This is a genomic window from Novosphingobium sp. KCTC 2891, assembly GCF_025938155.1.
Classification (GTDB): domain Bacteria; phylum Pseudomonadota; class Alphaproteobacteria; order Sphingomonadales; family Sphingomonadaceae; genus Novosphingobium.
In genome coordinates this window covers 36,662-58,834 of sequence record NZ_JAPCZG010000014.1, presented here as the reverse complement: position 1 = coordinate 58,834, position 22,173 = coordinate 36,662, and the positions used below count along the sequence as shown (strand labels likewise).

Here is a 22,173-nt window from a genome sequence, read left to right as displayed (position 1 = left end):
TATTACCTAGTTATACAACTCAGATCAAGGAGAGAATGCGATGTCGGACGTCACCACCCCCGCCAAGGCGGATATCCTCGAGAGCGATGAATGGCGCAAAGCCGTCGATTATGCGATCACGGACGAGGATATCGAGCGCCAGCGCAAGCTGCTGGGTTTCGATCAGGCGGCCAAGACTCGCGAGTACATCCAGACCGCGACCGAGGACAACATCCGCAATTTCGCGCATGGCTGCGGTGACGACAATCCGCTGTTCACCGACCCGGATTATGCGCGCAAGACCCGCTGGGGCGGGGTTATTGCGCCGGGCATGATGACTGGCCAGATCAACCGGCCGATGCTGGGTGACCCAGTGCCCGACGAGATCAAGGCGCTGCGCAAGTCGCTGTTTAAGGGCATTCACGTGTTCGTCTCGGGCTCGACCTGGGACTTCTACCGTCCGGTGCGGCCCGGTGACACGATCTACAGCTTCAACGGCGATGAGACGTGCGAGGTCAAGCAGTCGGAATTCGCCGGCAAGTCGGTCATCTCGGTGCGCCGCGACGTCAAGGTCAACCAGCGCGGCGAAGTTGTGGCGGTTTATCGCATCCTGCGCGTGCTGACCGAGCGCAAGACCGCCGCCAAGAAGGGCAAGAACCTGTCGATCCCGGCAGCGACCTATACCGACGAGGAATTCGCCGCGGTCGAGGCGATCTATGCTGCCGAGAAGGTGCAGGGTGCAAACAAGCGTTGGTTCGAGGACGTGGAAACCGGCCATTCGCTGGGCACGCAGGCCAAGGGGCCGCTGACCGTGACCGACGTGATCTGCTTCCACGCTGGCGGCTACGGCTTCGTGCCTTATGCGCCGACCGCCAACCGCCTTGCGCACAAGAATCGCCAGCGCATCCCCGCCTTCTACGTCAAGAACGAGCAGGGCATCCCCGACGTCGCGCAGCGGCTGCACTGGGATCCGAAGTGGGCGCAGGCAATCGGCAACCCGATGGCCTACGACTATGGGGTAATGCGCGAGAACTACCTGTTCCAGTATCTCAGCGACTGGTGCGGCGACGACGCGGTGATCCTCCACGTCCACGACGAGATCCGCAAGTTCAACTACATGGGCGACGTTCAGACGGTGACCGGCGAAGTGCTCGCCAAGCGCCAGCAGGACGGTCAGGATGTGGTCGACGTGGCGGTCAAGTTCGTCAACCAGCGCGGTGAGGAATCGGTGCGCGCGACCGCGACCATCGCCCTGCCGTCGAAGGCCAACCCGCTGCCGATGTACCAGGACGTGCCGCGTGACCTTGCGCAGAAAGCCGCGCAGATGATGGCGCGCCATTGGGAACTGGGGGGCAAGTGAGCACGGAAATCACCGGGGAAGTCCTGATCGCAAACGAGGGTGGTGTTCGCATCATCACCCTCAACCGGCCCGAGCGCCTCAATGCCCTGACCGGCTCGATCATGGCGCCGCTGGCCGACGCCTGCGCCGACGCCGCGCGCGACAGCTCGGTCGGCTGCGTGGTCGTGACCGGGGCGGGCCGGGGCTTTTGCGCGGGCGGCGACCTCAAGGAAGGCGGCGGCGACAAGGCAGTCGTCCCCGCCAACCGCGACGACGGCAGCCGGGCCGAGCAGAGCTTCGCCCGATTGCGCGGTTTCATGGAGACCGCGCGACTGCTGCACGAAATGGGCAAGCCGACGATCGCCATGGTCAACGGCCCGGTGGCTGGTGCGGGGATCGGCATCGCGGGCGCCTGCGACTTGCGCTTTGCCGGTCGGTCGGCGACCTTTCTCTCCGCCTTCGACAAGATTGGCGGCAGCGGGGATTTCGGCTCGACCTGGTTCTGGACCAAGATCGTCGGTACCGGCGTGGCGCGCGAACTGTTCCTGCTGGGCGAAAAGCTGACCGGCGAGGAGGCCTTCGCCAAGGGGCTGTACACCCGGCTGTTCGACGACGAGGTGCTGCGCGCCGAAACGCTCAAGGCGGCGCACCGGCTGGCCGATGGCCCGCGCATGGGGTTCCGCTACATGAAGCAAAACCTCAACAATGCCGAGGATTGGGCATTCGAGGCTGCGCTCGATACCGAGGCGCTCAACATGGGGCTGTCGACGCAGGCGACCGCACTGATCTGGCGCGAGGCGAACAAGGCGAAGGAAATTAGGAATGACTGATCCAGTCGAATTGACCATTGACGTTTCGCAGGCCCTTCCACGCGCGGTGACCGAAGGGAAACCGCTGCACATTGGGCTATGGGTATTCCTGCCTGATAAGTTGTCAGAAAATCCTACGGTCATTACGCTGTTGAACGGAGGAACCTACGATCGACGCTATTTTCATTTCATTGTTCCCGGGCGCGAGGACTATTCGCTAGCTGAGTATTTGCGTGCCCGGGGCCATGTCGTCATCCTGCCAGATCATCTGGGGATCGGGGCAAGCGACCGCGCAAAGGACCAGATGTTGGTTACGCGCGAGATTGCAGCAGCAGCCAACCATGCTGCGGTCAGCGAGGTCTATCGCCGGCTGGCCGAGGGATCGCTCGCACCGGGTATTCCGGCCATGCCCGATTTCTGCAAGGTCGGCGGCGGACACTCGATGGGGGCGTTCCAGACGATCACCCAGCAGGCCGCGCACCAGACCTACGATCTATGCCTGATTCTGGGCTATACGGCCTTCGGCGTCCACTTGACGATCGGCGGCGCCAGCGTGAGTGCGCATCCCGGACCGCTCGATCTCACCAGCCCCGATTACGCCAAACGTGACCGGACATTCCTGCGCTCGACCTTCCACTGGGACGATGTGCCCGATGACGTGATCGCGGTCGACGACAGCCTGCTGGTCGAGGTGCCCTATGTGCTGAGCACCCAGGCAATCACGGAAGGCATCGTGCGCGAGGATGCGGCGCGGATCGACGTGCCGGTCTACATCAACCTGGGCGAGCGCGACGTCTCGCCCGATCCGCACGCAGAGCCGGGCTTCTATCGCGCCAGCCGGGATATCACGCTGCACATCCTGCCTCGATCGGGGCACTGCCAGAACTTCGCCGAAACCCGGCTCGAAATGTATGAGCGGATCGACTGCTGGGTCCGCGAGCGGGCCGCGCGCGCCTAGCGGGGCGCTTGCGGCACGCTGGGCGGGGTGTGGCCCGGAGCGACGAAGATGGTCTGGAAGCCGCGCGCATATACACCATGCGCGTCGGCGAAAGTATTGCTGGCGGTGCCGTGGCCGTTGCCCGCCATGTGCGTTTGGGCATCGATCAGGAACCAATCCCCCACCGGCATCCGCAGGAATTGCAGCGTGATGTCGAGATTGGCGAACGACCATTCGTGCGAAGGGGTGGCATTGCCGAAGCCGTTGCCGAAATCCGCGAATAGGCACGCTTTCACGAACGGCGACGGCGTGATTCCGCCGATCACCTGTCCGTTCATCGCCAGCCAGCACACGCCACGCCCGGGAATGCCGGGGCCCCCCTCAATCCGGCGCATAGTGATCGCTCCGGCCATGCGCGCAGCGGACGGACCATCTTCGATCGGCAGGCTGTCCGGGGGCGGGTAATCGTACGCGACTGGAAAGGTAGGCGTGTCCAACCGCCGCACCCGCAGCACATGCGCCTGCGCCACGGGCTTGCCCCCTGCCATCAGGACCAGCCGATGCAGGCCGGTCTGGCGGCCCTGCCGCAGGACGTGCGTGGCCACGCTGAGCGGCTGGAACGGCACTTTGCCGAAGATGTCGACCTGAAACCGCGCGATCTCGAACTCTTCGTCAAGCTCGGCATTTTCGGCCGCGCTCGCCAGCAAGGCGCTGATCGGGCCGCCCGCAATCGCGCGCGGATCCCACGGACTGCGAGCCAGACCAACCGGCGCGAACACGGAGTCCCCGGTTTCGGGGTCCACTTCGGCCTCGTAGTAGCGGGGTGGCCAGGGATGTTTCGGTGCCTCGTTCATGCCTGCTCCTCATCGTGTTACATAGTTGACTTAGTGATATATGTGGGGCATGCAAAGCCCATAACCGCAAGCACCGTCCCGGGGGAACGATTTTTCGATGGACCTGAGTTATGGCGAAGCTGCCGAAGCGTTCCGCAAGGACGTGCAGGGCTTTCTGGGCAGTCACTGGCAGCCCGGTGACCGACGCGGCGGCGCGTTGAAGGATTTCATTCGCGACTTCCGCCGCCAGGCGATCGATCGCGGCTACCTCTACCGTTCGGTGCCCAGGCGCTATGGCGGGTCGGAGCAGCCAGTAGACGTCATTCGTGCACAAGTGATCCGAGAGGAGTTCGGCCGGGCCCGCGCGCCGATGGAAGTGGGGGGCAACGGCGTGAACATGACCGTGCCCACGCTGCTCGAACGCGGCACCGAGGAGCAGCGCGAACTCTTTATCCGCAAGACCATCGAGGGCGATTACATCTGGGGCCAGGGCTATTCCGAGCCGGGCTCGGGCAGCGACCTTGCCTCTGTGCGCACTCGCGCGGAACTGTCTGCCGATGGAGCCAAGTGGATCGTCAACGGCCAGAAGATCTGGACCAGCCAGGGCATGCAATCCACGCACATGTTCATGCTCGTGCGCACCGAGCCTGATGCGGCCAAGCACGATGGCATCACGTATCTGCTGATGGATCTGGACCAGCCGGGCGTGACCCGCCGACCGATCCGCCAGATGACCGGCGAGGGCGGGGCGCACACGTTCTGTGAATTCTTCTTTGACAATGCCGAAGCGCCGGTCGGCTGGCAGGTCGGTGAACGCGGGCAGGGCTGGTATGTCAGTCGCACCACGCTCAAGCACGAACGCGCTAGCATCGGCAGCGCCGATGGGCTGGGCAGTCAGTTCGCCAAGCTGGTGGACCTCGCGCGCGAGACGGGGCGCATCGACGATCCGCTCGTGCGCGACCGTCTGGCCGAAATCGAAGGGCGCGTGCTGTCACACCGCTACACCAGCTTCCGCCTGTTTTCCTGCGCGGCGGCAGGCGATGACGCGGGGCCGGTTCAACTGATGATGAAATTGCTGCTGACCGAGATCGGCCACGACATCGCGCTGCTCGCGCAGGACCTGATCGGCGAGCACGCTCTGGTCGAGCCCGAGGGCAGCGGCGGGCGTGGCCCTCGTGGTCCGCGCGGGCCGAACAAATGGCTAGACCAGATCATGGGCAGCCTCGGCAATTCGATTGCAGGCGGCGCCTCCAATATCCAGCGCAACATTATCGGCGAACGCGGCCTCGGGTTGCCGCGCGACCTGGCGATGGGCGGGGAGAAGTAAGCCATGCGCTTTCACCTTTCATCCGAACAGGTTGCCATTCAGGATGCCGTGCGCGGTACGCTGTCCGATTGCTGGGGCGTCGAACGCCTGCATGCGCTGGCTGATGGCGACGCCGATTTCGATGCGGCAAGCTGGCAGGCGATGATGACGCTGGGCCTTGGCGGACTGGCGCTCGCGGAAAGCGATGGCGGGGCCGGGCTGGGCCTGCTCGAAGCCGCGCTGGTGTGCGAAGTTGCAGGTGGGGCCGCCGCACCGGGGCCACTGATCGGCCAGATCATCGCCGCGCTTGCCGTGGCCCGGTGCACCGATCCCCGGACGCGCGGCCTGCTCGCAGGTATCGCCAGCGGCGAAACAGTGGTCACGCTCGCGCTCGACGGGGCACTGGTGCAATGCGCCCGTTCGGCGCACCTGTTCCTGTGCGACGATGGCGCAGGCGGCCTTCATCTGGCGCAGGCGGGCGAGGGCGTTGCGATCGAACCGGTGACGGCCACCGATCGCAGCCGGCCGGTATCGCGGGTCACGTTTGCGGCCCCAGCCGTCTACCCGCTGTTCGCGGCGGGGCACCCGATGGTGCAGCGCCTGCGCGATGCGGCGCTGGTGCTGATCGCGGCGGATTGCCTGGGCGGCGCGCAGCATTGCACCGATTTGTCGGTCGACTATGCCAAGACCCGCGAACAGTTCGGCCAGCCAATTGGCCGCTTTCAGGGGCTCAAGCACCAACTGGCGCAGATGGCGCTGGAGGTCGAACCGGCGCGCGCGTTGGTGTGGTATGCGGCCTATGCCTGGGATGCGGAATTGCCCGATTCCAGCCGCGCCGCTGCAATGGCCAAGGCACATCTGTGCGAAGTATACACGCGCACCACCCGTGCGGCGATCGCAGCGCACGGGGGCATTGGCTATACTTGGGAGTATGGCCTCAACTACTGGTTCCGTCGGTCGGTGCTTAACCGTGCGTGGCTGGGCAGTCCGGCGCAACATCGTGCACGCGCGGCCAGGCTGGCCGGATGGTGACTTGCCGCCGCTAACGGCATCAAAGTAGTGTTGGCGACAAATTAGAACGCTGAAATGTCAGGAGAGATGTGATGAAACCCGGTTCGCGCTTGAAAAGCAGCACTTGTGACAGCGAAGTGGTGGTGATCCGCTATGCCGCAGGCACGCTCCAGTGCGGCGGTGCGCCTTTGGGCGAGGGCAGTGGCGCGACGGTCGAAATCGACCCGGCCTTCGCCGGCGGCACGGTGATGGGCAAGCGCTACACCGACGCCGCAGGCACCGTCGAACTGCTCTGTGTCAAGCCGGGCAAGGGTACGCTGGCGCTTGATGGCGTGGCGCTGCTGCTGAAGGAAGCCAAGCCGCTTCCCGCATCCGACTGACCTTTGCGACCCTGCTGACCCTGCTGACCCTGCTGACCCTGCTGGTGTTCCCTTCGTTCCGAGACAGCCTGTTGCCATGAATATTGCGCTTCTTCTGGAAATGGCGGCGGATGCTGCCGGTGATCGCGTCGCGCTGGTGTGCGATGGCCAGCGATGGACGTATGCGGAACTGCTGGCCGCGGCGCGCGGCGCCTGTGCGCTGATCCGCGACAGCAAGGCCGAGTTCGTGGCGCTGCTTGATGAATCGAGCGAGGCGAGCGTGATTGGCATGTTCGGCGCGGCGCTCGCGGGCGTTCCCTATTGCCCGCTCAATTATCGCCTCGCCGATGTTGATCTGGGCTCGCTGCTGGCGCGGATCAGTCCGGCGCTGGTGATTGGGGACAGCGATCGCGTCCACCGGCTCGATGTCACCAGCAGCCATGTGGTCTATTCGCGCAGCGCCTTCACGCTGGCGGTGCAGGAAGCGGTCGTGACCGGCGCGGAGGAATACGATCCCGGGCTGGGTATCGCGATCCAGCTGTTCACCAGTGGCACGACTGCCGCGCCCAAGGCAGCGATCCTGCAACACGCCAACCTGGTATCCTACATCCTCGGCACCGTCGAATTCGCCAGCGCCGACGATAGCGAGGCGGCGCTGGTCTCGGTTCCCCCCTATCACATCGCCGGGATCGCGGCCGTGGCTTCGTCGATCTACGCCCAGCGCCGGATCGTGATGCTGCCCGCGTTCTCGCCCGATGTCTGGCTGCGGCTGGTCGATGCCGAAGGCGTCACCAATGCCTTCGTTGTTCCGACCATGCTGGGCCGCATCATCCACGCCATCGACAAGGGCGTGCACGGCAACGTCGCCAGCTTGCGATCGATTGCCTACGGCGGCGGCAAGATGCCACTGGAACTGATCCATCGCGCGCTCGACCTGTTCCCCGATGCTGGCTTCACCAATGCCTATGGCTTGACCGAGACAAGTTCGACCATCGCGCTGCTCGGCCCGGACGAGCATCGCGCGGCGCATGGCTCGGATGATCCGGTGGTGCGGGCCCGGCTGGCGTCGGTCGGCATTCCCTTGCCGACCATTGAACTGGAAATCCGCGACGAGGAAGGCCGGGTGCTGTCGGCAGGGCAGGCGGGCGAAATCTATGTGCGCGGCGATCAGGTCTCAGGCCAGTACCGGGAACGCAGCGCGCTTGACGCGGATGGCTGGTTTCCCACGCGCGATGCGGGCTACCTGGACGCGGACGGCTACCTGTTCCTGGCGGGTCGCGCGGATGACGTGATCGTGCGCGGCGGCGAAAATATCTCCCCCGGCGAGATCGAGGATCTGCTGTTGACGCACCCTGCCATCGCCGATGTTGCGGCCGTGGCCGTGCCATCGCTCGAATGGGGCGAGGGGGTCGGATTGGCAGTGGTGGTGCGTGGTGGCTTCGACCAGCCCGACGTTGACGAGTTGAAGGACCTGATCCGCCAGCGCCTGCGGTCCAGCCGGGTGCCCGAAGTGGTCCGGTTCCTGCCCAGTCTGCCTTATAACGAAATGGGAAAGCTTCTGCGACGCGAGATCAAGACGCTGCTGGCGGCATGACGATCGGACGCCTTGCGCTGCCGCTGATGTGTGCGCCGATGAGCTTTGCCTCGTCCGTGCCACTGGCCTCGGCGTGTTGCAGGGCGGGCGTCATGGGCGGCTGGCAAGGCGGGACGGCTACATCCGATGCCGGATTCTCGGCTTATCTCGACGCACTGGCCACCACTGGTGGCGCGCCGCCGATCGTCAACATTCCCTCGCGTTGGGGCAACGATCCGGTCTTCAGCCATCGCCTCGATCAACTGGCCCGGTTCCGCGTCCCGCTGGTGTTGTCCAGCGTCGGCGATCCGGCTGCGCTTGTCCGGCGGGTTCATGATTGGGGCGGCCGGTTGATCCACGATGTCACCAACATGCGCCACGCGGAAAAGGCGCTGGCGGCAGGTGTCGACGGTCTGTTGCTGACGTGCGCGGGGGCGGGCGGACATACCGGTTTCCTGACCCCGATGGCATTTGTGCCTGCCGTGCGCCGGATCTACGCAGGGCTGCTGATCGTGGCGGGCGGAATTGCGGATGCCCGCGGCATGGCGGCGGCCTTGGCGCTCGGCGGCGATCTGGCCTGCATGGGCACGCGCTTCATCGCGACTCCTGAATCGGGCGTCGTGGACGGACATCGCGCGATGATCGCGCAAGCCGGTGTGGATGACATCGTCGCGTCCTCCGCGATGAACGGCATTCCCGCGCATTGGCTGCGGGATTCCATCAAACAGGTCGGGCTTGATCCGCGCACCCTGCCCAGCGTTCGCACTTCCATGCCCGACGGCGTGAAGCCCTGGCGGGACATCTGGAGCGCGGGACAGAGTGTCGGGCTGATCGACAGGATCGAGCCGGTGGCCGATGTGGTCGCGGGGTTGGGGCGAGACTTTGCCGCGCTTGTCCCTGAACAGGGGTGGCGCACGCGCCTCGCCGCCATCGAGCAGGGCTGGGCGATCAGTCCATGATCAGCACGATGCGGCCGGCACTGGTTCCGGCCGCCGCATCTCGCATGGCTGCGCGGAAATCGTCCAGAGTGTGGCGCCGGGCTACGACAGGTCGCAGCACGCCCGCGGTGGCCAGTGCAAAAATTGCCTGACGGTTGGCCTCGGCCTTATCGGGTTCGCGCGCGCCGAACTGACGGAGATCGACGCCAATCAGGCTGGCACCTTTGAGCAGCGGCAGGTTGGTGCGCAATGTCGCAATGCCGCCGGGAAAGCCGACCACCAGATGCCGTCCGCCCCAGCCGAGGCAGCGGAAGGCCGGATCGGTGGCATCGCCCCCCACAGGGTCGAAAACGACATTGATAGGATGCCCGTCGCTGGCGGCTTTTACCTGTTCGCGCCAGTCGGCGGCGCGCGCATCGACCACCGCATCTGCGCCGCCTGCCAGCGCCAGTGCGCGTTTGGTCTCGCTCGAAGCTGATGCGATCACGCGAGCGCCAAGGTGCTTGCCCGTCTGGATCGCCGCGTAGCCGGTCGCGCCGCCCGCCCCGAGTACCAGCAGCGTTTCCCCCAGCCGCAACTGGCCCCGATCGACCAGCGCGTGCCACGCCGTGGCGTAGCTGACGGGAAATACCGCCGCTTCGGCGAAGTCGAGGCCGGGCGGCATCGGGCGCACCGTGTGCGCGGGTAGCACCGCCTCGTCCGAAAACAACCCGCCCCAATGGCCGACCGATACCGCGTCGCCTACGGCCAGCCCGGTAACGCCTTCGCCCAATTCACGGACAATCCCAGCCGCTTCGCTGCCTGGGCAAAAAGGTAGCGGCGGCTTGACCTGATAGCGGCCTTGGGCCGTCAGCACATCGACATAGCTGATCCCCGCAGCCTTGATCGCGATGCGCACCGTGCCCGGCTCCACAGAACGGTGGTGCAAATCGCGCAATTGATATGCCTCGGGGTCGCCGAATTCTTCGGCCAGGACTGCGCGCGGCATCTCAGCTTCCTTTCTGCGCCGCCAGTATTTCGCTGACGATGCGATTCACGTCATAGCGCGCGACGTCACCGCTGGCAGGGGCCTGTGCGGCAAAGGCCGCTTCGATCTCAGCCGCGCGACGCTGCGCTGCTGCAAGCGCGTTGGCATGGGTGACGATCAGGAAATCGCCGCGCGCGGTGCCGTCCAACGCGGCTTGCGCGGCAAGGCTTGCGGGCATGCCTTGTGACTGGACCGCCTTTCCCAATGCGCGCTGGCGCTCGCCCGGCACGGCGACGCCGTCGGGGCGGGGGGCATTGCCCAGATCGGTTGCGACAAGGCCGGGGCAGAACACGGAGATGCCGATGTTCGGGGGGAGTTCGGCCCGCAGCACGTCGGCAAGGCCCAGCACCGCGTGCTTGCTGGCGGTGTAGATCCCGGCCCCGGCGTGTTGCAGGCCCAGCGCGTGTTCCGACGCGGTCACGCAGATCCGCCCGCCGCTATCCTGTTGCAGCATGATCCGCGCAAACGTGGACATCGTCGCCCAGGCGCCGCGGACATTGACCCCGAACACCCAGTCGAACTCCGCCACGCTGGCCTTGATCAGCGGCCCATTGGCGATCACCCCGGCATTGGCAAAAACCGCATCGATCGTGCCGAATTGCTCAACGGCTGCCGCTCCCAGTGCTTCGATCGCCAACGGATCGGCCATATCGCAGACATGAGTCTGCACCGCATCCCCCAGTTCGTCGGCAAGGCTGAGCAGGGCGGGTTCGACGATGTCGCAGGCCAGCACCCGCGCGCCGCTTGCGACCAAAGCGACCGCCATCGCCCGGCCAATTCCCGACCCGGCGCCGGTAACGACCACGAATTTGTTCTTCCAGTCGATCATGCTTCCTCCTGTGGCCAAGACAGTCAACCGTGCGACGCCATGCGCATGGGAATGTGCTCGCTCGGGAACAACCCCGGCGCGACCGGCCCATTCTTGAGCAGCGCCTTTGCCACTTGCGCCTTGTGCACTTCGGTCGGGCCGTCGGCCAGCGCGAGGCTCGCCACGCCGCCCCACCAGTCGGCGAGCGGCAGCTCAAGGGTTACGCCCAGGCTGCCGTGCACATGGATCGCGCGCTGGATGATGTCGTGGTAGACTTTGGCCATCTGCACCTTGCACATCGCTATCAGGGTACGCGGGGCGACCGGCACCGGACGACCGGCCTCGAACTCGTCGATGACCCATGCGGTCTTCATCACCAGCAGCCGGAATTGTTCGAGTTCGATCCAGCTGTCGGCGATCATGCCTTGCACGAACTGGTGTTCGCCCAGCAGGCGGCCCTGGGTCCGTCGGGAGTTGGCCCGTTCGACCATCATATCGAGTGCGCGCTGGCACTTGCCCACGGTGCGCATCGCATGGTGGACGCGCCCGCCACCGAGCCGCGCCTGTGCGACCTTGAAGCCTTCGCCGGGCTGGCCAAGCATCGCGTCAAACGGCACCCTCACCCGGTCATAGCGGATGTAGGCGTGAATGCCGCCCGCGGCCGAACCGTCGTCACCTTCGGGATTGTCGCCCATGATCCTGACATTGCGGACGATTTCGACACCGGGCGTATCGGTGGGCACGATGAACATGCTCATCCGCGCGTGGGGCGGGTTTTCCGGATTGGTCACCGCCATCACGATCAGGAACGCGGCGTAGCGGGCGTTGGAAGAAAACCACTTCTCGCCCTCGATCACCCAGCCATCGTCATCCTGCCAGGCCTTGCACACGAACTCCTTGGGATCGGCACCGGCCTGCGGCTCGGTCATCGAAAAGCACGACACGATGTCGCCGTCCATCAGTGGCTGCAAATACCGCGCTTTCTGCGCTTCTGTGCCGAACATGGCCAGGATTTCGGCATTGCCGGTATCGGGTGCGGCGGTGCCGAACACGGTCGGCGCCCAATAGGACCGGCCGAGAATTTCGTTCATCAGCGCCAGCATGACCTGACCATAGCCCGGCCCGCCAAGATGCGGGCCAAGGTGGCAGGCCCACAGGCCGCGCCTTCGCACTTCGTCCTGCAGGGGCTTTATGGCAGCGCGGCTCTCGGCATTGGTGACGTCATAGGGCGCGCCATGGCCGGGGAAGCGATAGTCGAGCGGTTCGACTTTGGTGCGCACGAAGTCCATCATCCAGTCGAGCTGGGCCTGGAACGCGGGATCGGTCTGGAATGTCCACATGGGGGCTGGTTTCCTCAAGATGCCTTGCGGCAAAGCTGTTCGGCCCGGGCAAAGCTCGATTGCACCAGTCGGTCGAAGAACTGACCGGTTTCGGGGGGCAGGATACCGGCCGCGCTTTGCGCGACCTTGTATTCCAGGATGCAGCCGGCCTTGTGGAGTGCCAACACGCAGTAATAATCGAAGTTGCTCAGGTCACGCCCGGTGCCTGCGGCATAGTAACGGGCCAGTTCCTGCCGCGTCGGGAAATTGGCCAGCGGGTAGAGTGCGTGCGGGTCGATTTCGCCCGGTCGGTCTTCGTCGCGCAGCTTGCTGGTGAACCAGGCAAGGTCGATCAGCGGATCGCCAATCGTCGAAAGCTCCCAGTCGATCAACGCGGTCAGCCGCGCCGGTCGATCGAACGTGAACAGGGCGTTGGGCGTGCCGACATCGCCATGGATAATGCCTGCGCGGAAATCGTCAGGAATGTTGGCCCGCAACCAGTCGCGCGCATAGGCGAAGCCGGGAATGTCGCGGTAGGTATAGGCGTAGAGCTGCGAATAGCTCTTGATCTGGCTCTCCCAGCGATCCACCTGCCGCTCCAGGAAGCCATCCGCCCGGCCGAAGTCGGCCAGTCCCACCGCTTTGTAATCGACATTGGCCAGCGCGATCAGGCCATCAATCATCGCGAAGGCGATGCCGTATTCGCTGGGCGCGCTGTCGAACGGAGCGCGGTTGTGGATGCGGCCGTCGCGCAACTCGGCGGCCCAGCCCTGGACGCGCTCCATCACATAGAACGGCGCGCCGATGACCGCAGGATCGGCGCACACGCCGTGGCAGTGGGGATGGGGCACGGCGGTGCCGTTCAGCGCCGCCAGCACGCGTGCTTCGCGCAGCACGCTCTTGTCGCTGCCCGGCGGGGGCGTGGCCGGGGGGCGGCGCAGGACCATCTGGGCGGGGCCGCCGCGATCTAGGGTGAGGATCACGTTCGACGTGCCGCCGTGCAAGTGCGCTATGCGCAGTGGCGCATCGCCAAGGTCGGGGACGTTCGCGTCGAGCCAGGCGGTCAGCCGCTCGGGGTCGGCCAGTTCGGAGGATACGGTCACGGCAGGGTTCCTCGTGCTGCGGCGTCCAGCTCGGCGCGGATGGCCTCGATTTCGTCGATTACCCTGGCCAGCCGTGCCGCATCGCAATGGCGCATGATCTGCTCCGAGATGGCCTCGGCCTTGCGATTGGCTTCGGTTTGCAGCGCGGTTCCTGCTGGCGTTGCGACCAGCAGGTTCGCGCGCTTGTGCTCGGGGTTGTCGACAAAGGCGATCAGGGCCTTGTCGCGCAAGGCGTTGGCGGCCCGCTGGATGACCTGCCGGGGATGGCCGAGCGAACGCCCGATCTGGGGGACGGTCGGCGGCATTCGGGCGCCGGTCACCGCCGCCAGCACGGTGTGTTCCATTTCGGCCAGCCCGGAGCCTTCCTGCGCTGGCGCAAAGGCACCGCGCAGTCGGCCTTGCAGGCGTGCCAGCGCGTCGAGCAGGCGGATAGGGGGGGAATGCGAATCGATCATGGAACCATGGTGTCTAAATGGAACTATTGTGTCAAATGACTCGGTCAGGGGCGCGTCACCATCGGCCGGAATCGCGACTGCGGGCTTTGCCAGTCGACCAGCACTCTGCGATGCGCAAAACGCCAGCCCTCGGGCGTGCGCACCAGCCGGTCGAGGTAGCTGCCGCTGTGATCCGGGCCGATCGCGGTATAGACGGTGAAGTAGCTGCGAGCCTGCGCCACGCTGCCGTCGGTCTCGATCAGGGGATTGGTGATATGATGGCGCACGAAGCCGGGGGAAGGCGCACGCGGACCCGCGCCTTGGGTCAGCGCCCGCGCGATGGCTTCTGGCCCGGCGACGGAAGCGCCCGGAAATTCCAGAACGCCGTCAGCAGTAAAGCACGCGGCCAGTTTGTCCAGCTGCCCGCGATCGCCGGCATACGTGTACTGGGCGAGGAGATGGCGGATGGCGTCGCGGTCTGCGACGAGATCGGGGCGAGCTTCAGCCACGGGCATCGCGTTTCTGGCCAGGCGCGTTGAAGGAACGGGAATTCATGCCTCATCCTATATAACCAAGTTATCTATGTGTTGACACGGCGGCGGGCACCGCGCAACCCTTGTGCACAGGAGGATGCCCCAATGCCCGTACCTGCCCACCACCGCGTGGCAATGCCGCCGCCGTTTGCGCAACCACCCTATCCGGATGACATCTTTGCCGGGCAGACCGTGCTGGTCACCGGAGGCGGATCGGGCATGGGGCTGGCGATGGCGATGGCCTTTGCGCAAGGCGGTGCGCAAGTGGCGGTTGTCGGCCGCAACATCGATCGCGCGCAGCAGGGCGCGGCGCAGATTGCCGAACTGGGCGTTGCCACGCACCCGATCGCCTGCGATGTCCGTCACCCCGCACAGGTCGCCGCGGCCTTCGACGAGGCCGAGCGCGTGCTGGGCCCTGTCAGCCTGCTGGCCAACAACGCCGGCGCCAACTTTCCAGTGCTGGCCGAAGACATATCGAACAATGCGTGGAACGCGGTGACCCGCATTGCCATCGACGGTACGTTCCTGTGCTCCACCGAATTTGCCCGGCGGCGGATCGCGCGCGGTGAAGGCGGGGCAATCGTGATCAATTCGGCGCAATATATCTGGACCGGCTTTCCCGGTGACGCGCACTCCGCCGCAGCCAAGACGGCGCAGGCGACCATGGTGCACAAACTAGCGCGCGATTGGGCGGGGCATGGCATCCGGGTGAATGCGGTTGCCGCGGGGTTCTTCCCGCATGAAACCTCGAACGCCGGGCGCCGCGAAGCCGGGATCGAAGCCTTGCAGGCCATGATTCCGGCTGGGCGCACCGGATCGATTCATGAATTCGGATGGCTCTCGGCGATGACCGCCACCCCGCTGTTCGCAGGCATGACCGGACAGGTGATCGTGCAGGACGGTGGGGAGAGCCTGCGCCGTTCGCTGATGATGCCCGACTTCATCCCGCCTCGCGAAAGGGCGGAAGGCCCGTGGGGGTGGCGCTGATGGGCTGGCTCGAAAATCGTACCGTTCGACTGGTGGGCACCAGTCCGGCAATCGCGACCGCGCTCGAAGCGCAGGGCGCCAGGCTGGTGGATGCGGGCGACTGCGACATTCTGGTTCATGTCATCGCCCCACCTGTCGATCGGGCGGCGCATGAAATGCGCTACGAGGAATGGCGCGCGACGCTCGACGCCGGGCTCGACCGACGCTTTGCACTGGCCCGTGACTTTGCCATTGAACGACGCACTGCGGGCATGGGCGGTGCCGTGATTTTCATCGGTGCGCCCGAACAGGCGCTGGGCAGCGATCACGCCGCCGCCGCCGGCGCATTGGGCAATCTGACCAAGACGCTGGGGGTGGAATGGGCGCGCGACGGCATCCGGGTCAACGCCGTCCTGACCTTCGCGCAGACCCCCACACTGGGCAATGTCGTCGCTTATCTCGCCAGCGACTACGCGGCCTATGTAACCGGTGCGGTCATCGGGATCGGGCTAGATGACTGATCTGGGGAAGCTGGAAGGGCAAGTGGCATTCGTCACCGGCGGCGGTGGGGGGATCGGTCGCGCGATCGCACTGGCGCTGGCCGAGGCAGGCGCGGACGTGGCGATCTTCGAGGTCATTCCCGAACGTGCCGAGGAAGCGGCTGCGGCAGTGCGCGACCTGGGGCGACAGGCGTTGCCGCTGGCGGGCGATGCGATGGATACCGACGCATTGCGCGCCGGGATCGCGCAAGCCGATGCCCGTTTCGGGCGGATCGACATCCTGGTCAACAACGTCGGCGGGGTGGCCACGCGGCCTTTTCTGGAACAAAGCGACCGCAGCTGGCGCCGTCATATCGACATCAACCTCGTGTCGATGCTGGCGGCGATCCACGCGACCGCGCCGGTCATGATCCGCGAAAGGAGGGGCGGAGTGATCCTCAACGTGGCGTCGATCGAAGCGGAGCGTGCGGCACCAAACTTTGCGGTTTATGCCGCGTGCAAGGCGGGGATGGTCAGCTTTACCAAGTCGATGGCGCTGGAACTGTCGGCCCATCACATCCGCGTCAACTGCCTCGCGCCCGATCACACGGTTTCGCCCGGATCCATGGGCAATCGCACCGGTCCGGTCGATCCGGCCAAGTGGCGCCAGCGCAGCGCCGAGGAGGTCGATGCGATGAATCGCGTCATTCCGCTCGGGCGAGAAGGGGTGGATCGCGAATGCGGCCATGCGGCGGCGTTCCTGTGCTCGCCACTTGCCAGCTACGTGACCGGCGTGGTGTTGCCGGTCGATGGCGGCACCTGGGCCGGCGGGGGCTGGGTCCGGGGACGCAACGGCCAGTGGACCTTGAACGAAGGGCTGTCTTTTGGTGGATAAAACCGCAAGGGTTGAGGAAACGGCTTCAGTTATGTCACCAGGGTCACTACCGGTGACAGACTGAGCCATGCCGGTTCGCCCATGAATCCGAGGGAAATGCGTAATGTTGCTTGGTTCGAACGAGGAGATCGGCTCCCAGCGGATCCATGTTCCCAAGACCAGCGAACTGGTAGCGGACAAGATCCGTGCCCAGATCGTGCGCGGCGAACTGAACGAAGGCGATGCGCTGCCGCCCGAAGGCCAACTGATGGACAGCCTCGGCATTTCGCGGCCCACCTTGCGCGAAGCGTTTCGCATCCTTGAATCCGAAGGCCTGATCAGCGTGGTGCGCGGCTCGCGTACCGGTGCCAAGGTGCACAAGCCGTCTGTCGATCTGGTTTCGCGCTATGCGGGCTATGTGCTCGAAGCGCAGGGCACGACCATCGCCGATCTGTATCAGGCGCGGCTGGCGATCGAGCCTACGGTCGTCCGCTGGCTGGCAACCGACCGGGGCGGGCAGGCGACCGAGCGTTTGCGCATGATCCTGGCCGAGATGGAGCAATTGCTCAGCGAGGACCGGCACGAGGACTTTATCGACAAGGTCGAGGTGTTCCATCAGGCGCTGGTGGCGGCCAGCGGCCTCAAGACCATCACCTTCATGAGCCGGATGCTGATCAACCTCGCTGGCAAGCACCAGCGCGATTTCCAGAAGCGCCATCCGCGTTCACAGGAAACCCGGCGGAAGAGCCATCGTGCGGGCCTGCGCTCTTACCAGAAGGTGCTCGACCTGATCGACGCCGGCGCGGTCGAGGACGCTGTGGCGCACTGGCGACTGCACCTCAACAATGCCAACGCGACCTGGACGAGCGAGGGCGAGGGTAACCGGGTCGTCGATTCAATCGGCAGCTAAACACCGAAATCCCAAGGCAGAGCAGACATCTGGCCGCGCGCCCCGCTGGGGTTGCGCGGCCTTTTCGCGTGCGCGCCACCCCCGCAATCGCCTGTTGCCTTGCTGCGTCCCCTGTGATTAATTGACGTATCATCAGTTATTGAGTCGCGAACCAAGCCGTGACCACACTTGCGGGAGACATGCCATGAATATGGAAGACATGGTGCTGATCAGCATCGACGATCACGCCATTGAACCGGCCGATGCCTTCGTCCGCCACTATCCCAAGGGCCGGAAGGATCGTGCTCCGCGCATCGTGCAGGACAAGGGCAAGGACGTCTGGCAGTGGAACGGCCAACGCTATCCAACGATCGGCCTGAATGCCGTCGTCGGCCGCCCGCGCAGCGAATACGGGATGGAGCCGACCACCTTCGACCAGTTGCGCCCCGGCACGTATGATCCGGCGCGGCGCGTCGATGACATGAACGTCAATGGCGTGCTTGCCTCGCTCAACTTTCCCACGATGCCCGGCTTTGCCGGCGGGGTGTTCGTAGGGATGGCCAAGCAGGACAAGGACGAGGCCCTGCTGGCGTGCCGTGCGTGGAACGACTGGCACGTGCAGGAGTGGTGCGCCAGCGCGCCGGGCCGCTTCATCCCCATGTGTCTGGTGCCCGCGTGGGATATCGACGAAACGGTCCGCGAACTAAAGCGCATGAGCGCCTTGGGCGTGCACGCGGTGTCGTTCTCGGACAATCCGGCCAACATCGGCCTGCCCAGTATCCACAACGAATACTGGGAGCCGTTCTGGAAGGCCTGCGCCGACCTGAAGATGGTGATCAACTGCCACATCGGCACTGGCGCGCGGGCGATTCATCCCAGCAGCGAAAGCCCGATCGATGCGTGGATAACCGCCATGCCGATCTCGATCGCCAATTCCGCGGCCGACTGGACCTTCGCCAACTTCTGGAAGCGGTATCCCGATCTGCGCATGGCGCTGTCCGAAGGCGGGATCGGCTGGGTGCCCTATTTCCTCGAACGCGCCGATTTCACGTACGCACACCACCACGAATGGACGTTCAGCGATTTCGCCAGCGAGCGCCCGTCCGATGTGTTCAAGCGACACATCATCTCGTGCTTCATCGACGACCAGTTCGGCGTGAAAAATCTCGACTACATGAACGCCGACATGGTCGCCTACGAATGCGATTATCCGCACTCGGACACGGTCTGGCCGAATGTGCCCGAATACCTCTGGGCCTCGGTCAACGGGCTGGATCGCGCCGTAATCGACAAGATCACCCACGCCAACGTCATGCGCGAATACAGCTTCGATGCCTTTGCGCTCAACGGCGGGCGCGCCAACTGCACGGTCGGCCACTTGCGTGAACTGGGCAAGGACGTGGACGTGTCGCCGCGCCACAACCTTGGCGGGCTCAAGACCGACAGCATGGATGCGATCGGCAAGGCGCGGCGGCCGGTCACTTCAGGTGACATCGAGCGCATGTTCGCCTCGGCCTGACAGGAGACGGGGTGATGACCAATCTATCGCGCGTGGCTTTGGCCGCGATGTGGCTGGCGCTGTTCTACGTAACGCTTCAAGCAGGGCAGGCGCTTGGCTGGGACAAGGCCGGGGACGTGTTCTTCGGCGACATGGCGCACCCGTGGAGGGCGCAATTCAACGTCGATTTCGGCTTTCACCTGCTGGTCGTGGCGGCCTGGATGGCCTGGCATGCCTCGTCGCGCTGGCTGGGGGCCCTGTTCGTGGTGCTGGCGGTGCTGGGCGGCGGCGTGTTCACGTTCCTCTACCTGCTGGTCCAGTCGGTCCGGCTGCGGGGCAACGTGGCAGCGGTGCTGCTGGGCCGCCACTACCCCGGCCAGGGCGGCACAAGATGAGCGCCGCCGCCATCCTGCGCGCGCCCGCCGATGCTCCCGCAGTCCCGGCGCACGTTCCGCCCGAACTGGTGCTCGATACGCGCTTTGCCAACGGCCAGATCGCCAACGATCTGGCTGACCCCTATGCGCCGACCGACGCGCTGCGCGATCCGGCGTTCCCGCGCATCCACTATTATCCCTGGCCGACCAGCGGCAACCAGCACGGCGCATGGGTGGTCACCCGGTACGAGGACATCCGCCGCGTCTATGAAGACAACGCGCTGTTCTCGACCGAGGGCGTCGCGCAGTTCCAGATGCTGGCGGGCGAGCATTGGCCGTCGATCCCGCTGGGTATCGATCCGCCCAACCATGGCAAGTATCGCAAGTTCCTCAATCCGTGGTTCACCCCGGTGGCGATGAAACGCATGGAACCGCGAATCCGGGGGATCATCGGCGAGATGATCGGTGCCTTTGCCGAACGCGGCGAAGTCGACATCGCGCACGATTTCGGCCGGGTCTTCCCGGTGCGCGTGTTTCTTGATCTTATGGGCTTTCCCTTCGCCATGTTCGACCAGTTCCTCGACTGGGAATGGGACATCCTGCACGAACCGGCCATCGCCACCAAGGCGGCGGCGGTGGGCGGCATTCTGGCGTATCTGCGAGGATTTATCGCCGAGAAGCAGGCCGCGCCCGATGCGACCCTGGGCAGCTACATCGCCAATGGCCGCATCGAAGACCGCCCGCTCACCCCCGAAGAGGTGCTGGGCATGACCTGGTTCCTGTGGCTGGGCGGGCTGGATACGGTGGCCTCGTCGGTCAGCCAGATGTTTCGCAGGCTGGGGATGGACCCGGCCTTGCAGGCGCGCATCTGTGACAACCCGGCGATCATTCCCACCGCGGTCGAGGAATTCCTGCGGGTACAACCGCTGGTCAACTCTGGCCGCCGCGTGAAGCGCGACTTCACCTGGCACGGCGTGCACATCAAGGAAGGCGACTGGGTTTCGGTCTTCAACAGCTCGGGCAATTTCGACCCGGGCCAGTTCGACGCCCCCCGCCGGTTCGAACCCACACGCACGGCCAACCGCCACTTCACCCTGTCGGGCGGCGTGCACTTGTGTCTTGGCGCGCATCTGGCGCGGCGCGAATTGCGGGTGCTGCTGGAAGAATGGTTCACCCGTATTCCGCAGCCGTTCGCGATCAAGCCCGGCACCGACACCACCGTCGTCCCCGGACTGCTCTCGATCCGCCACCTGCCGATCGTGTGGAACGTGCCTGCATCCAAGTGAGGACTGAATTCATGGCATTCCTGAAATATCCTGACAGCCTCTACATCGACGGCGCCTGGCACCCGACTGTGCTGCGCGAAGCGGTCATCAACCCGGCCGACGAAAACCTGCTGATCGAGGCACCGGTCGGCAGCGCCGAGCAGGTCGACGCCGCCATCGCGGCTGCGCGCCACGCTTTCGACCACACCGACTGGCCGCAACTGCCGATGTCCCGGCGACAGGCGCTGATGACGCGCTTTCTCGACGCGATCGACGCGCGCAAGGCTGAAATCGTCGACATGATCGTCGCCGAGGCCGGGGCCACGCGGATGCTTGCCGAGTTCCTGCAATACGGCATTCCGATGAAGCACGCGCGCCGCTCGGTGGACGTGGCGAGCCGACCCGCCATCACCTCGCTGCCGGTCGAACTGACGCCCAACGCGCAAGGCACGACGACGCTCGGCACGGGCGTGGTCAGCCGCGAGCCGGTGGGCGTGGTGGCGGCGATCTCGGCCTACAACTTCCCGTTCTTCCTCAATATCGGCAAAGTCGTGCCCGCGCTGGTGGTCGGCTGTACCGTGGTGCTCAAGCCATCGCCCTACACGCCGATGCAGGCGCTGATCCTGGGCGAGATCGCCGAGGCGGTCGGCCTGCCCAGGGGCGTGCTGAACATCGTCACCGGCGATGTCGAGGCGGGCAAACTGCTCACCACCGATCGGCGCGTCGATCTTGTGCACTTCACCGGATCGGACAAGGTGGGTGAGATGATCCAGGCGCAGGGCGCGCCGACGCTCAAGCGCATCGTTATGGAACTGGGCGGCAAGTCCGCGCTGATCGTGCGCGCGGACGCCAATATCCAGGACGCGGCGATGGCGGCGCTGGGGGGCTTCACCATCCATTGCGGGCAGGGCTGCGCGCTCACCACCCGGCTGCTGGTGGACAACGCGGTGCGGCCGCAATTCGTCGCCACCTTGCAGGCCATGCTGGGGCATCTCAAGATCGGCAACCCCGCCGATCCGTCGGTCAGCTATGGCCCGCTGATCCGCGACGTCGCCCGCGTGCGCACCGAACGCTACGTCGCGATCGCGCAGGACGAAGGCGCGACGCTGGTTGCCGGTGGCCAGCGGCCGCAAGGGTTCGACAAGGGCTTCTTCTTCCAGCCGACCCTGTTCGACAACGTCCGCAACGACAGTCGCCTCGCGCAGGAGGAAGTGTTCGGACCGATCGGCGCGGTGATCGGCTTTGACGATGATGACGAAGCCATCGCGCTCGCCAATGCCAGCGACTTCGGCCTGTCGGGCGGGATATGTTCGGCCGATGCGGGCAAGGCATTCGACATGGCGCTGCGCATCCGCACCGGCTCGGTTTCGATCAACGGCGGGGGCGGCACCATGCTGTCCGATGCACCGTTCGGCGGGATCAAACGCTCGGGCTACGGCCGCGAATATGGCGAGGAAGGCCTCAACGAATTCACCTACCAGAAGGTGATCAGCTTCCACGCCGCCTGACGACAAGGAAAC

General features: G+C 65.2%; 23 protein-coding genes. 16 read left to right on the top strand and 7 right to left on the bottom strand.

Going from position 1 to position 22,173, the window contains the following annotated elements:
- Positions 1-40 precede the first annotated feature (40 nt).
- Genes OLX02_RS18455 through OLX02_RS18445 form a run of 3 tightly spaced genes read left to right on the top strand, consistent with a single transcriptional unit; the run spans position 41 to position 3,085 of the window.
- Positions 41-1,339, top strand: a complete 1,299-nt coding sequence (locus OLX02_RS18455) for a MaoC family dehydratase N-terminal domain-containing protein (protein ID WP_264425206.1) — start codon at positions 41-43, stop codon at positions 1,337-1,339.
- The gene (locus OLX02_RS18450) at positions 1,336-2,148 is read left to right on the top strand and encodes an enoyl-CoA hydratase-related protein (protein ID WP_264425205.1); all 813 of its coding nucleotides are present in this window, start codon (positions 1,336-1,338) and stop codon (positions 2,146-2,148) included. Before OLX02_RS18455 ends, OLX02_RS18450 begins: the two co-directional genes overlap by 4 nt.
- On the top strand, positions 2,141-3,085 hold the full coding sequence (locus OLX02_RS18445) for an alpha/beta hydrolase (protein WP_264425204.1): 945 nt from the start codon (positions 2,141-2,143) through the stop codon (positions 3,083-3,085). Before OLX02_RS18450 ends, OLX02_RS18445 begins: the two co-directional genes overlap by 8 nt.
- On the opposite strand, the gene OLX02_RS18440 is transcribed toward OLX02_RS18445, so the two are convergent.
- Positions 3,082-3,918 (bottom strand): thioesterase family protein, encoded by an 837-nt coding sequence (locus OLX02_RS18440; RefSeq protein ID WP_264425203.1) that lies wholly within the window; start codon positions 3,916-3,918, stop codon positions 3,082-3,084. The genes OLX02_RS18445 and OLX02_RS18440 overlap by 4 nt on opposite strands.
- A 97-nt stretch (positions 3,919-4,015) precedes the next feature.
- Here OLX02_RS18440 and OLX02_RS18435 point away from each other — a divergent pair, with 97 nt between their 5' ends.
- The 5 genes from OLX02_RS18435 to OLX02_RS18415 all read left to right on the top strand — a co-directional run bounded on the left by OLX02_RS18435 (position 4,016) and on the right by OLX02_RS18415 (position 9,105).
- Positions 4,016-5,224, top strand: coding sequence for an acyl-CoA dehydrogenase family protein (locus OLX02_RS18435; protein ID WP_264425202.1), 1,209 nt, complete (start codon positions 4,016-4,018; stop codon positions 5,222-5,224).
- A gap of 3 nt (positions 5,225-5,227) precedes the next feature.
- On the top strand, positions 5,228-6,235 hold the full coding sequence (locus tag OLX02_RS18430) for an acyl-CoA dehydrogenase family protein (RefSeq protein ID WP_264425201.1): 1,008 nt from the start codon (positions 5,228-5,230) through the stop codon (positions 6,233-6,235).
- 71 nt (positions 6,236-6,306) lie between these two features.
- Positions 6,307-6,594, top strand: coding sequence for a hypothetical protein (locus tag OLX02_RS18425; RefSeq protein ID WP_264425200.1), 288 nt, complete (start codon positions 6,307-6,309; stop codon positions 6,592-6,594).
- A gap of 76 nt (positions 6,595-6,670) precedes the next feature.
- Positions 6,671-8,167: a class I adenylate-forming enzyme family protein gene (locus tag OLX02_RS18420; RefSeq protein ID WP_264425199.1), complete on the top strand. Its 1,497-nt coding sequence runs from the start codon at positions 6,671-6,673 to the stop codon at positions 8,165-8,167.
- Entirely contained in the window at positions 8,164-9,105 is a 942-nt protein-coding gene (locus OLX02_RS18415; RefSeq protein ID WP_264425198.1) for an NAD(P)H-dependent flavin oxidoreductase, read from the top strand. Before OLX02_RS18420 ends, OLX02_RS18415 begins: the two co-directional genes overlap by 4 nt.
- Here OLX02_RS18415 and OLX02_RS18410 read toward each other — a convergent pair.
- From OLX02_RS18410 to OLX02_RS18385, 6 genes are read right to left on the bottom strand one after another with little or no spacing between them, the layout of a single operon-like run.
- Positions 9,095-10,072 (bottom strand): NADPH:quinone oxidoreductase family protein, encoded by a 978-nt coding sequence (locus OLX02_RS18410; RefSeq protein WP_264425197.1) that lies wholly within the window; start codon positions 10,070-10,072, stop codon positions 9,095-9,097. The genes OLX02_RS18415 and OLX02_RS18410 overlap by 11 nt on opposite strands.
- A gap of 1 nt (position 10,073) precedes the next feature.
- A complete protein-coding gene (locus tag OLX02_RS18405) occupies positions 10,074-10,940 on the bottom strand; it encodes an SDR family oxidoreductase (protein WP_264425196.1) in 867 nt (288 codons plus the stop codon).
- Between the two features lie 23 nt (positions 10,941-10,963).
- Positions 10,964-12,259 (bottom strand): acyl-CoA dehydrogenase family protein, encoded by a 1,296-nt coding sequence (locus tag OLX02_RS18400; protein WP_264425190.1) that lies wholly within the window; start codon positions 12,257-12,259, stop codon positions 10,964-10,966.
- A gap of 14 nt (positions 12,260-12,273) precedes the next feature.
- Entirely contained in the window at positions 12,274-13,341 is a 1,068-nt protein-coding gene (locus tag OLX02_RS18395) for a phosphotransferase family protein (RefSeq protein ID WP_264425188.1), read from the bottom strand.
- Positions 13,338-13,796 (bottom strand): MarR family winged helix-turn-helix transcriptional regulator, encoded by a 459-nt coding sequence (locus OLX02_RS18390; RefSeq protein ID WP_264425187.1) that lies wholly within the window; start codon positions 13,794-13,796, stop codon positions 13,338-13,340. The genes OLX02_RS18395 and OLX02_RS18390 overlap by 4 nt, the downstream gene beginning before the upstream one ends.
- A 44-nt stretch (positions 13,797-13,840) precedes the next feature.
- Positions 13,841-14,284: a nuclear transport factor 2 family protein gene (locus OLX02_RS18385; RefSeq protein ID WP_264425184.1), complete on the bottom strand. Its 444-nt coding sequence runs from the start codon at positions 14,282-14,284 to the stop codon at positions 13,841-13,843.
- Between the two features lie 129 nt (positions 14,285-14,413).
- Here OLX02_RS18385 and OLX02_RS18380 point away from each other — a divergent pair, with 129 nt between their 5' ends.
- From OLX02_RS18380 to OLX02_RS18345, 8 genes are all read left to right on the top strand, one after another.
- Positions 14,414-15,295 carry an SDR family oxidoreductase gene (locus OLX02_RS18380; protein WP_264425182.1) on the top strand — a complete coding sequence of 294 codons (882 nt, stop codon included), beginning with the start codon at positions 14,414-14,416 and terminating at the stop codon, positions 15,293-15,295.
- Positions 15,295-15,795, top strand: coding sequence for an SDR family oxidoreductase (locus OLX02_RS18375; protein ID WP_264425180.1), 501 nt, complete (start codon positions 15,295-15,297; stop codon positions 15,793-15,795). Before OLX02_RS18380 ends, OLX02_RS18375 begins: the two co-directional genes overlap by 1 nt.
- On the top strand, positions 15,788-16,648 hold the full coding sequence (locus tag OLX02_RS18370; protein ID WP_264425179.1) for an SDR family NAD(P)-dependent oxidoreductase: 861 nt from the start codon (positions 15,788-15,790) through the stop codon (positions 16,646-16,648). Before OLX02_RS18375 ends, OLX02_RS18370 begins: the two co-directional genes overlap by 8 nt.
- A gap of 103 nt (positions 16,649-16,751) precedes the next feature.
- Positions 16,752-17,537: a FadR/GntR family transcriptional regulator gene (locus OLX02_RS18365; protein WP_264425178.1), complete on the top strand. Its 786-nt coding sequence runs from the start codon at positions 16,752-16,754 to the stop codon at positions 17,535-17,537.
- Between the two features lie 184 nt (positions 17,538-17,721).
- Positions 17,722-19,035 (top strand): amidohydrolase family protein, encoded by a 1,314-nt coding sequence (locus tag OLX02_RS18360; protein ID WP_264425176.1) that lies wholly within the window; start codon positions 17,722-17,724, stop codon positions 19,033-19,035.
- Positions 19,036-19,049: 14 nt separating this feature from the next.
- On the top strand, positions 19,050-19,409 hold the full coding sequence (locus OLX02_RS18355) for a DUF1475 domain-containing protein (RefSeq protein ID WP_264425173.1): 360 nt from the start codon (positions 19,050-19,052) through the stop codon (positions 19,407-19,409).
- On the top strand, positions 19,406-20,674 hold the full coding sequence (locus tag OLX02_RS18350) for a cytochrome P450 (protein WP_264425172.1): 1,269 nt from the start codon (positions 19,406-19,408) through the stop codon (positions 20,672-20,674). Before OLX02_RS18355 ends, OLX02_RS18350 begins: the two co-directional genes overlap by 4 nt.
- An 11-nt stretch (positions 20,675-20,685) precedes the next feature.
- Positions 20,686-22,161, top strand: a complete 1,476-nt coding sequence (locus OLX02_RS18345) for an aldehyde dehydrogenase family protein (RefSeq protein ID WP_264425170.1) — start codon at positions 20,686-20,688, stop codon at positions 22,159-22,161.
- Positions 22,162-22,173: the final 12 nt, after the last annotated feature.

Coding starts and splice junctions, on each gene's coding strand:
- OLX02_RS18405 (WP_264425196.1), bottom strand. CDS start 10,940: ATGATCGACTGGAAGAACAAATTCGTGGTCGTTACCGGCGCCGGGTCG.
- OLX02_RS18440 (WP_264425203.1), bottom strand. CDS start 3,918: ATGAACGAGGCACCGAAACATCCCTGGCCACCCCGCTACTACGAGGCC.
- OLX02_RS18375 (WP_264425180.1), top strand. CDS start 15,295: ATGGGCTGGCTCGAAAATCGTACCGTTCGACTGGTGGGCACCAGTCCG.
- OLX02_RS18360 (WP_264425176.1), top strand. CDS start 17,722: ATGAATATGGAAGACATGGTGCTGATCAGCATCGACGATCACGCCATT.
- OLX02_RS18355 (WP_264425173.1), top strand. CDS start 19,050: ATGACCAATCTATCGCGCGTGGCTTTGGCCGCGATGTGGCTGGCGCTG.
- OLX02_RS18400 (WP_264425190.1), bottom strand. CDS start 12,259: ATGTGGACATTCCAGACCGATCCCGCGTTCCAGGCCCAGCTCGACTGG.
- OLX02_RS18420 (WP_264425199.1), top strand. CDS start 6,671: ATGAATATTGCGCTTCTTCTGGAAATGGCGGCGGATGCTGCCGGTGAT.
- OLX02_RS18430 (WP_264425201.1), top strand. CDS start 5,228: ATGCGCTTTCACCTTTCATCCGAACAGGTTGCCATTCAGGATGCCGTG.
- OLX02_RS18365 (WP_264425178.1), top strand. CDS start 16,752: ATGTTGCTTGGTTCGAACGAGGAGATCGGCTCCCAGCGGATCCATGTT.
- OLX02_RS18370 (WP_264425179.1), top strand. CDS start 15,788: ATGACTGATCTGGGGAAGCTGGAAGGGCAAGTGGCATTCGTCACCGGC.
- OLX02_RS18390 (WP_264425187.1), bottom strand. CDS start 13,796: ATGATCGATTCGCATTCCCCCCCTATCCGCCTGCTCGACGCGCTGGCA.
- OLX02_RS18435 (WP_264425202.1), top strand. CDS start 4,016: ATGGACCTGAGTTATGGCGAAGCTGCCGAAGCGTTCCGCAAGGACGTG.
- OLX02_RS18425 (WP_264425200.1), top strand. CDS start 6,307: ATGAAACCCGGTTCGCGCTTGAAAAGCAGCACTTGTGACAGCGAAGTG.
- OLX02_RS18415 (WP_264425198.1), top strand. CDS start 8,164: ATGACGATCGGACGCCTTGCGCTGCCGCTGATGTGTGCGCCGATGAGC.
- OLX02_RS18455 (WP_264425206.1), top strand. CDS start 41: ATGTCGGACGTCACCACCCCCGCCAAGGCGGATATCCTCGAGAGCGAT.
- OLX02_RS18380 (WP_264425182.1), top strand. CDS start 14,414: ATGCCCGTACCTGCCCACCACCGCGTGGCAATGCCGCCGCCGTTTGCG.
- OLX02_RS18445 (WP_264425204.1), top strand. CDS start 2,141: ATGACTGATCCAGTCGAATTGACCATTGACGTTTCGCAGGCCCTTCCA.
- OLX02_RS18410 (WP_264425197.1), bottom strand. CDS start 10,072: ATGCCGCGCGCAGTCCTGGCCGAAGAATTCGGCGACCCCGAGGCATAT.
- OLX02_RS18350 (WP_264425172.1), top strand. CDS start 19,406: ATGAGCGCCGCCGCCATCCTGCGCGCGCCCGCCGATGCTCCCGCAGTC.
- OLX02_RS18345 (WP_264425170.1), top strand. CDS start 20,686: ATGGCATTCCTGAAATATCCTGACAGCCTCTACATCGACGGCGCCTGG.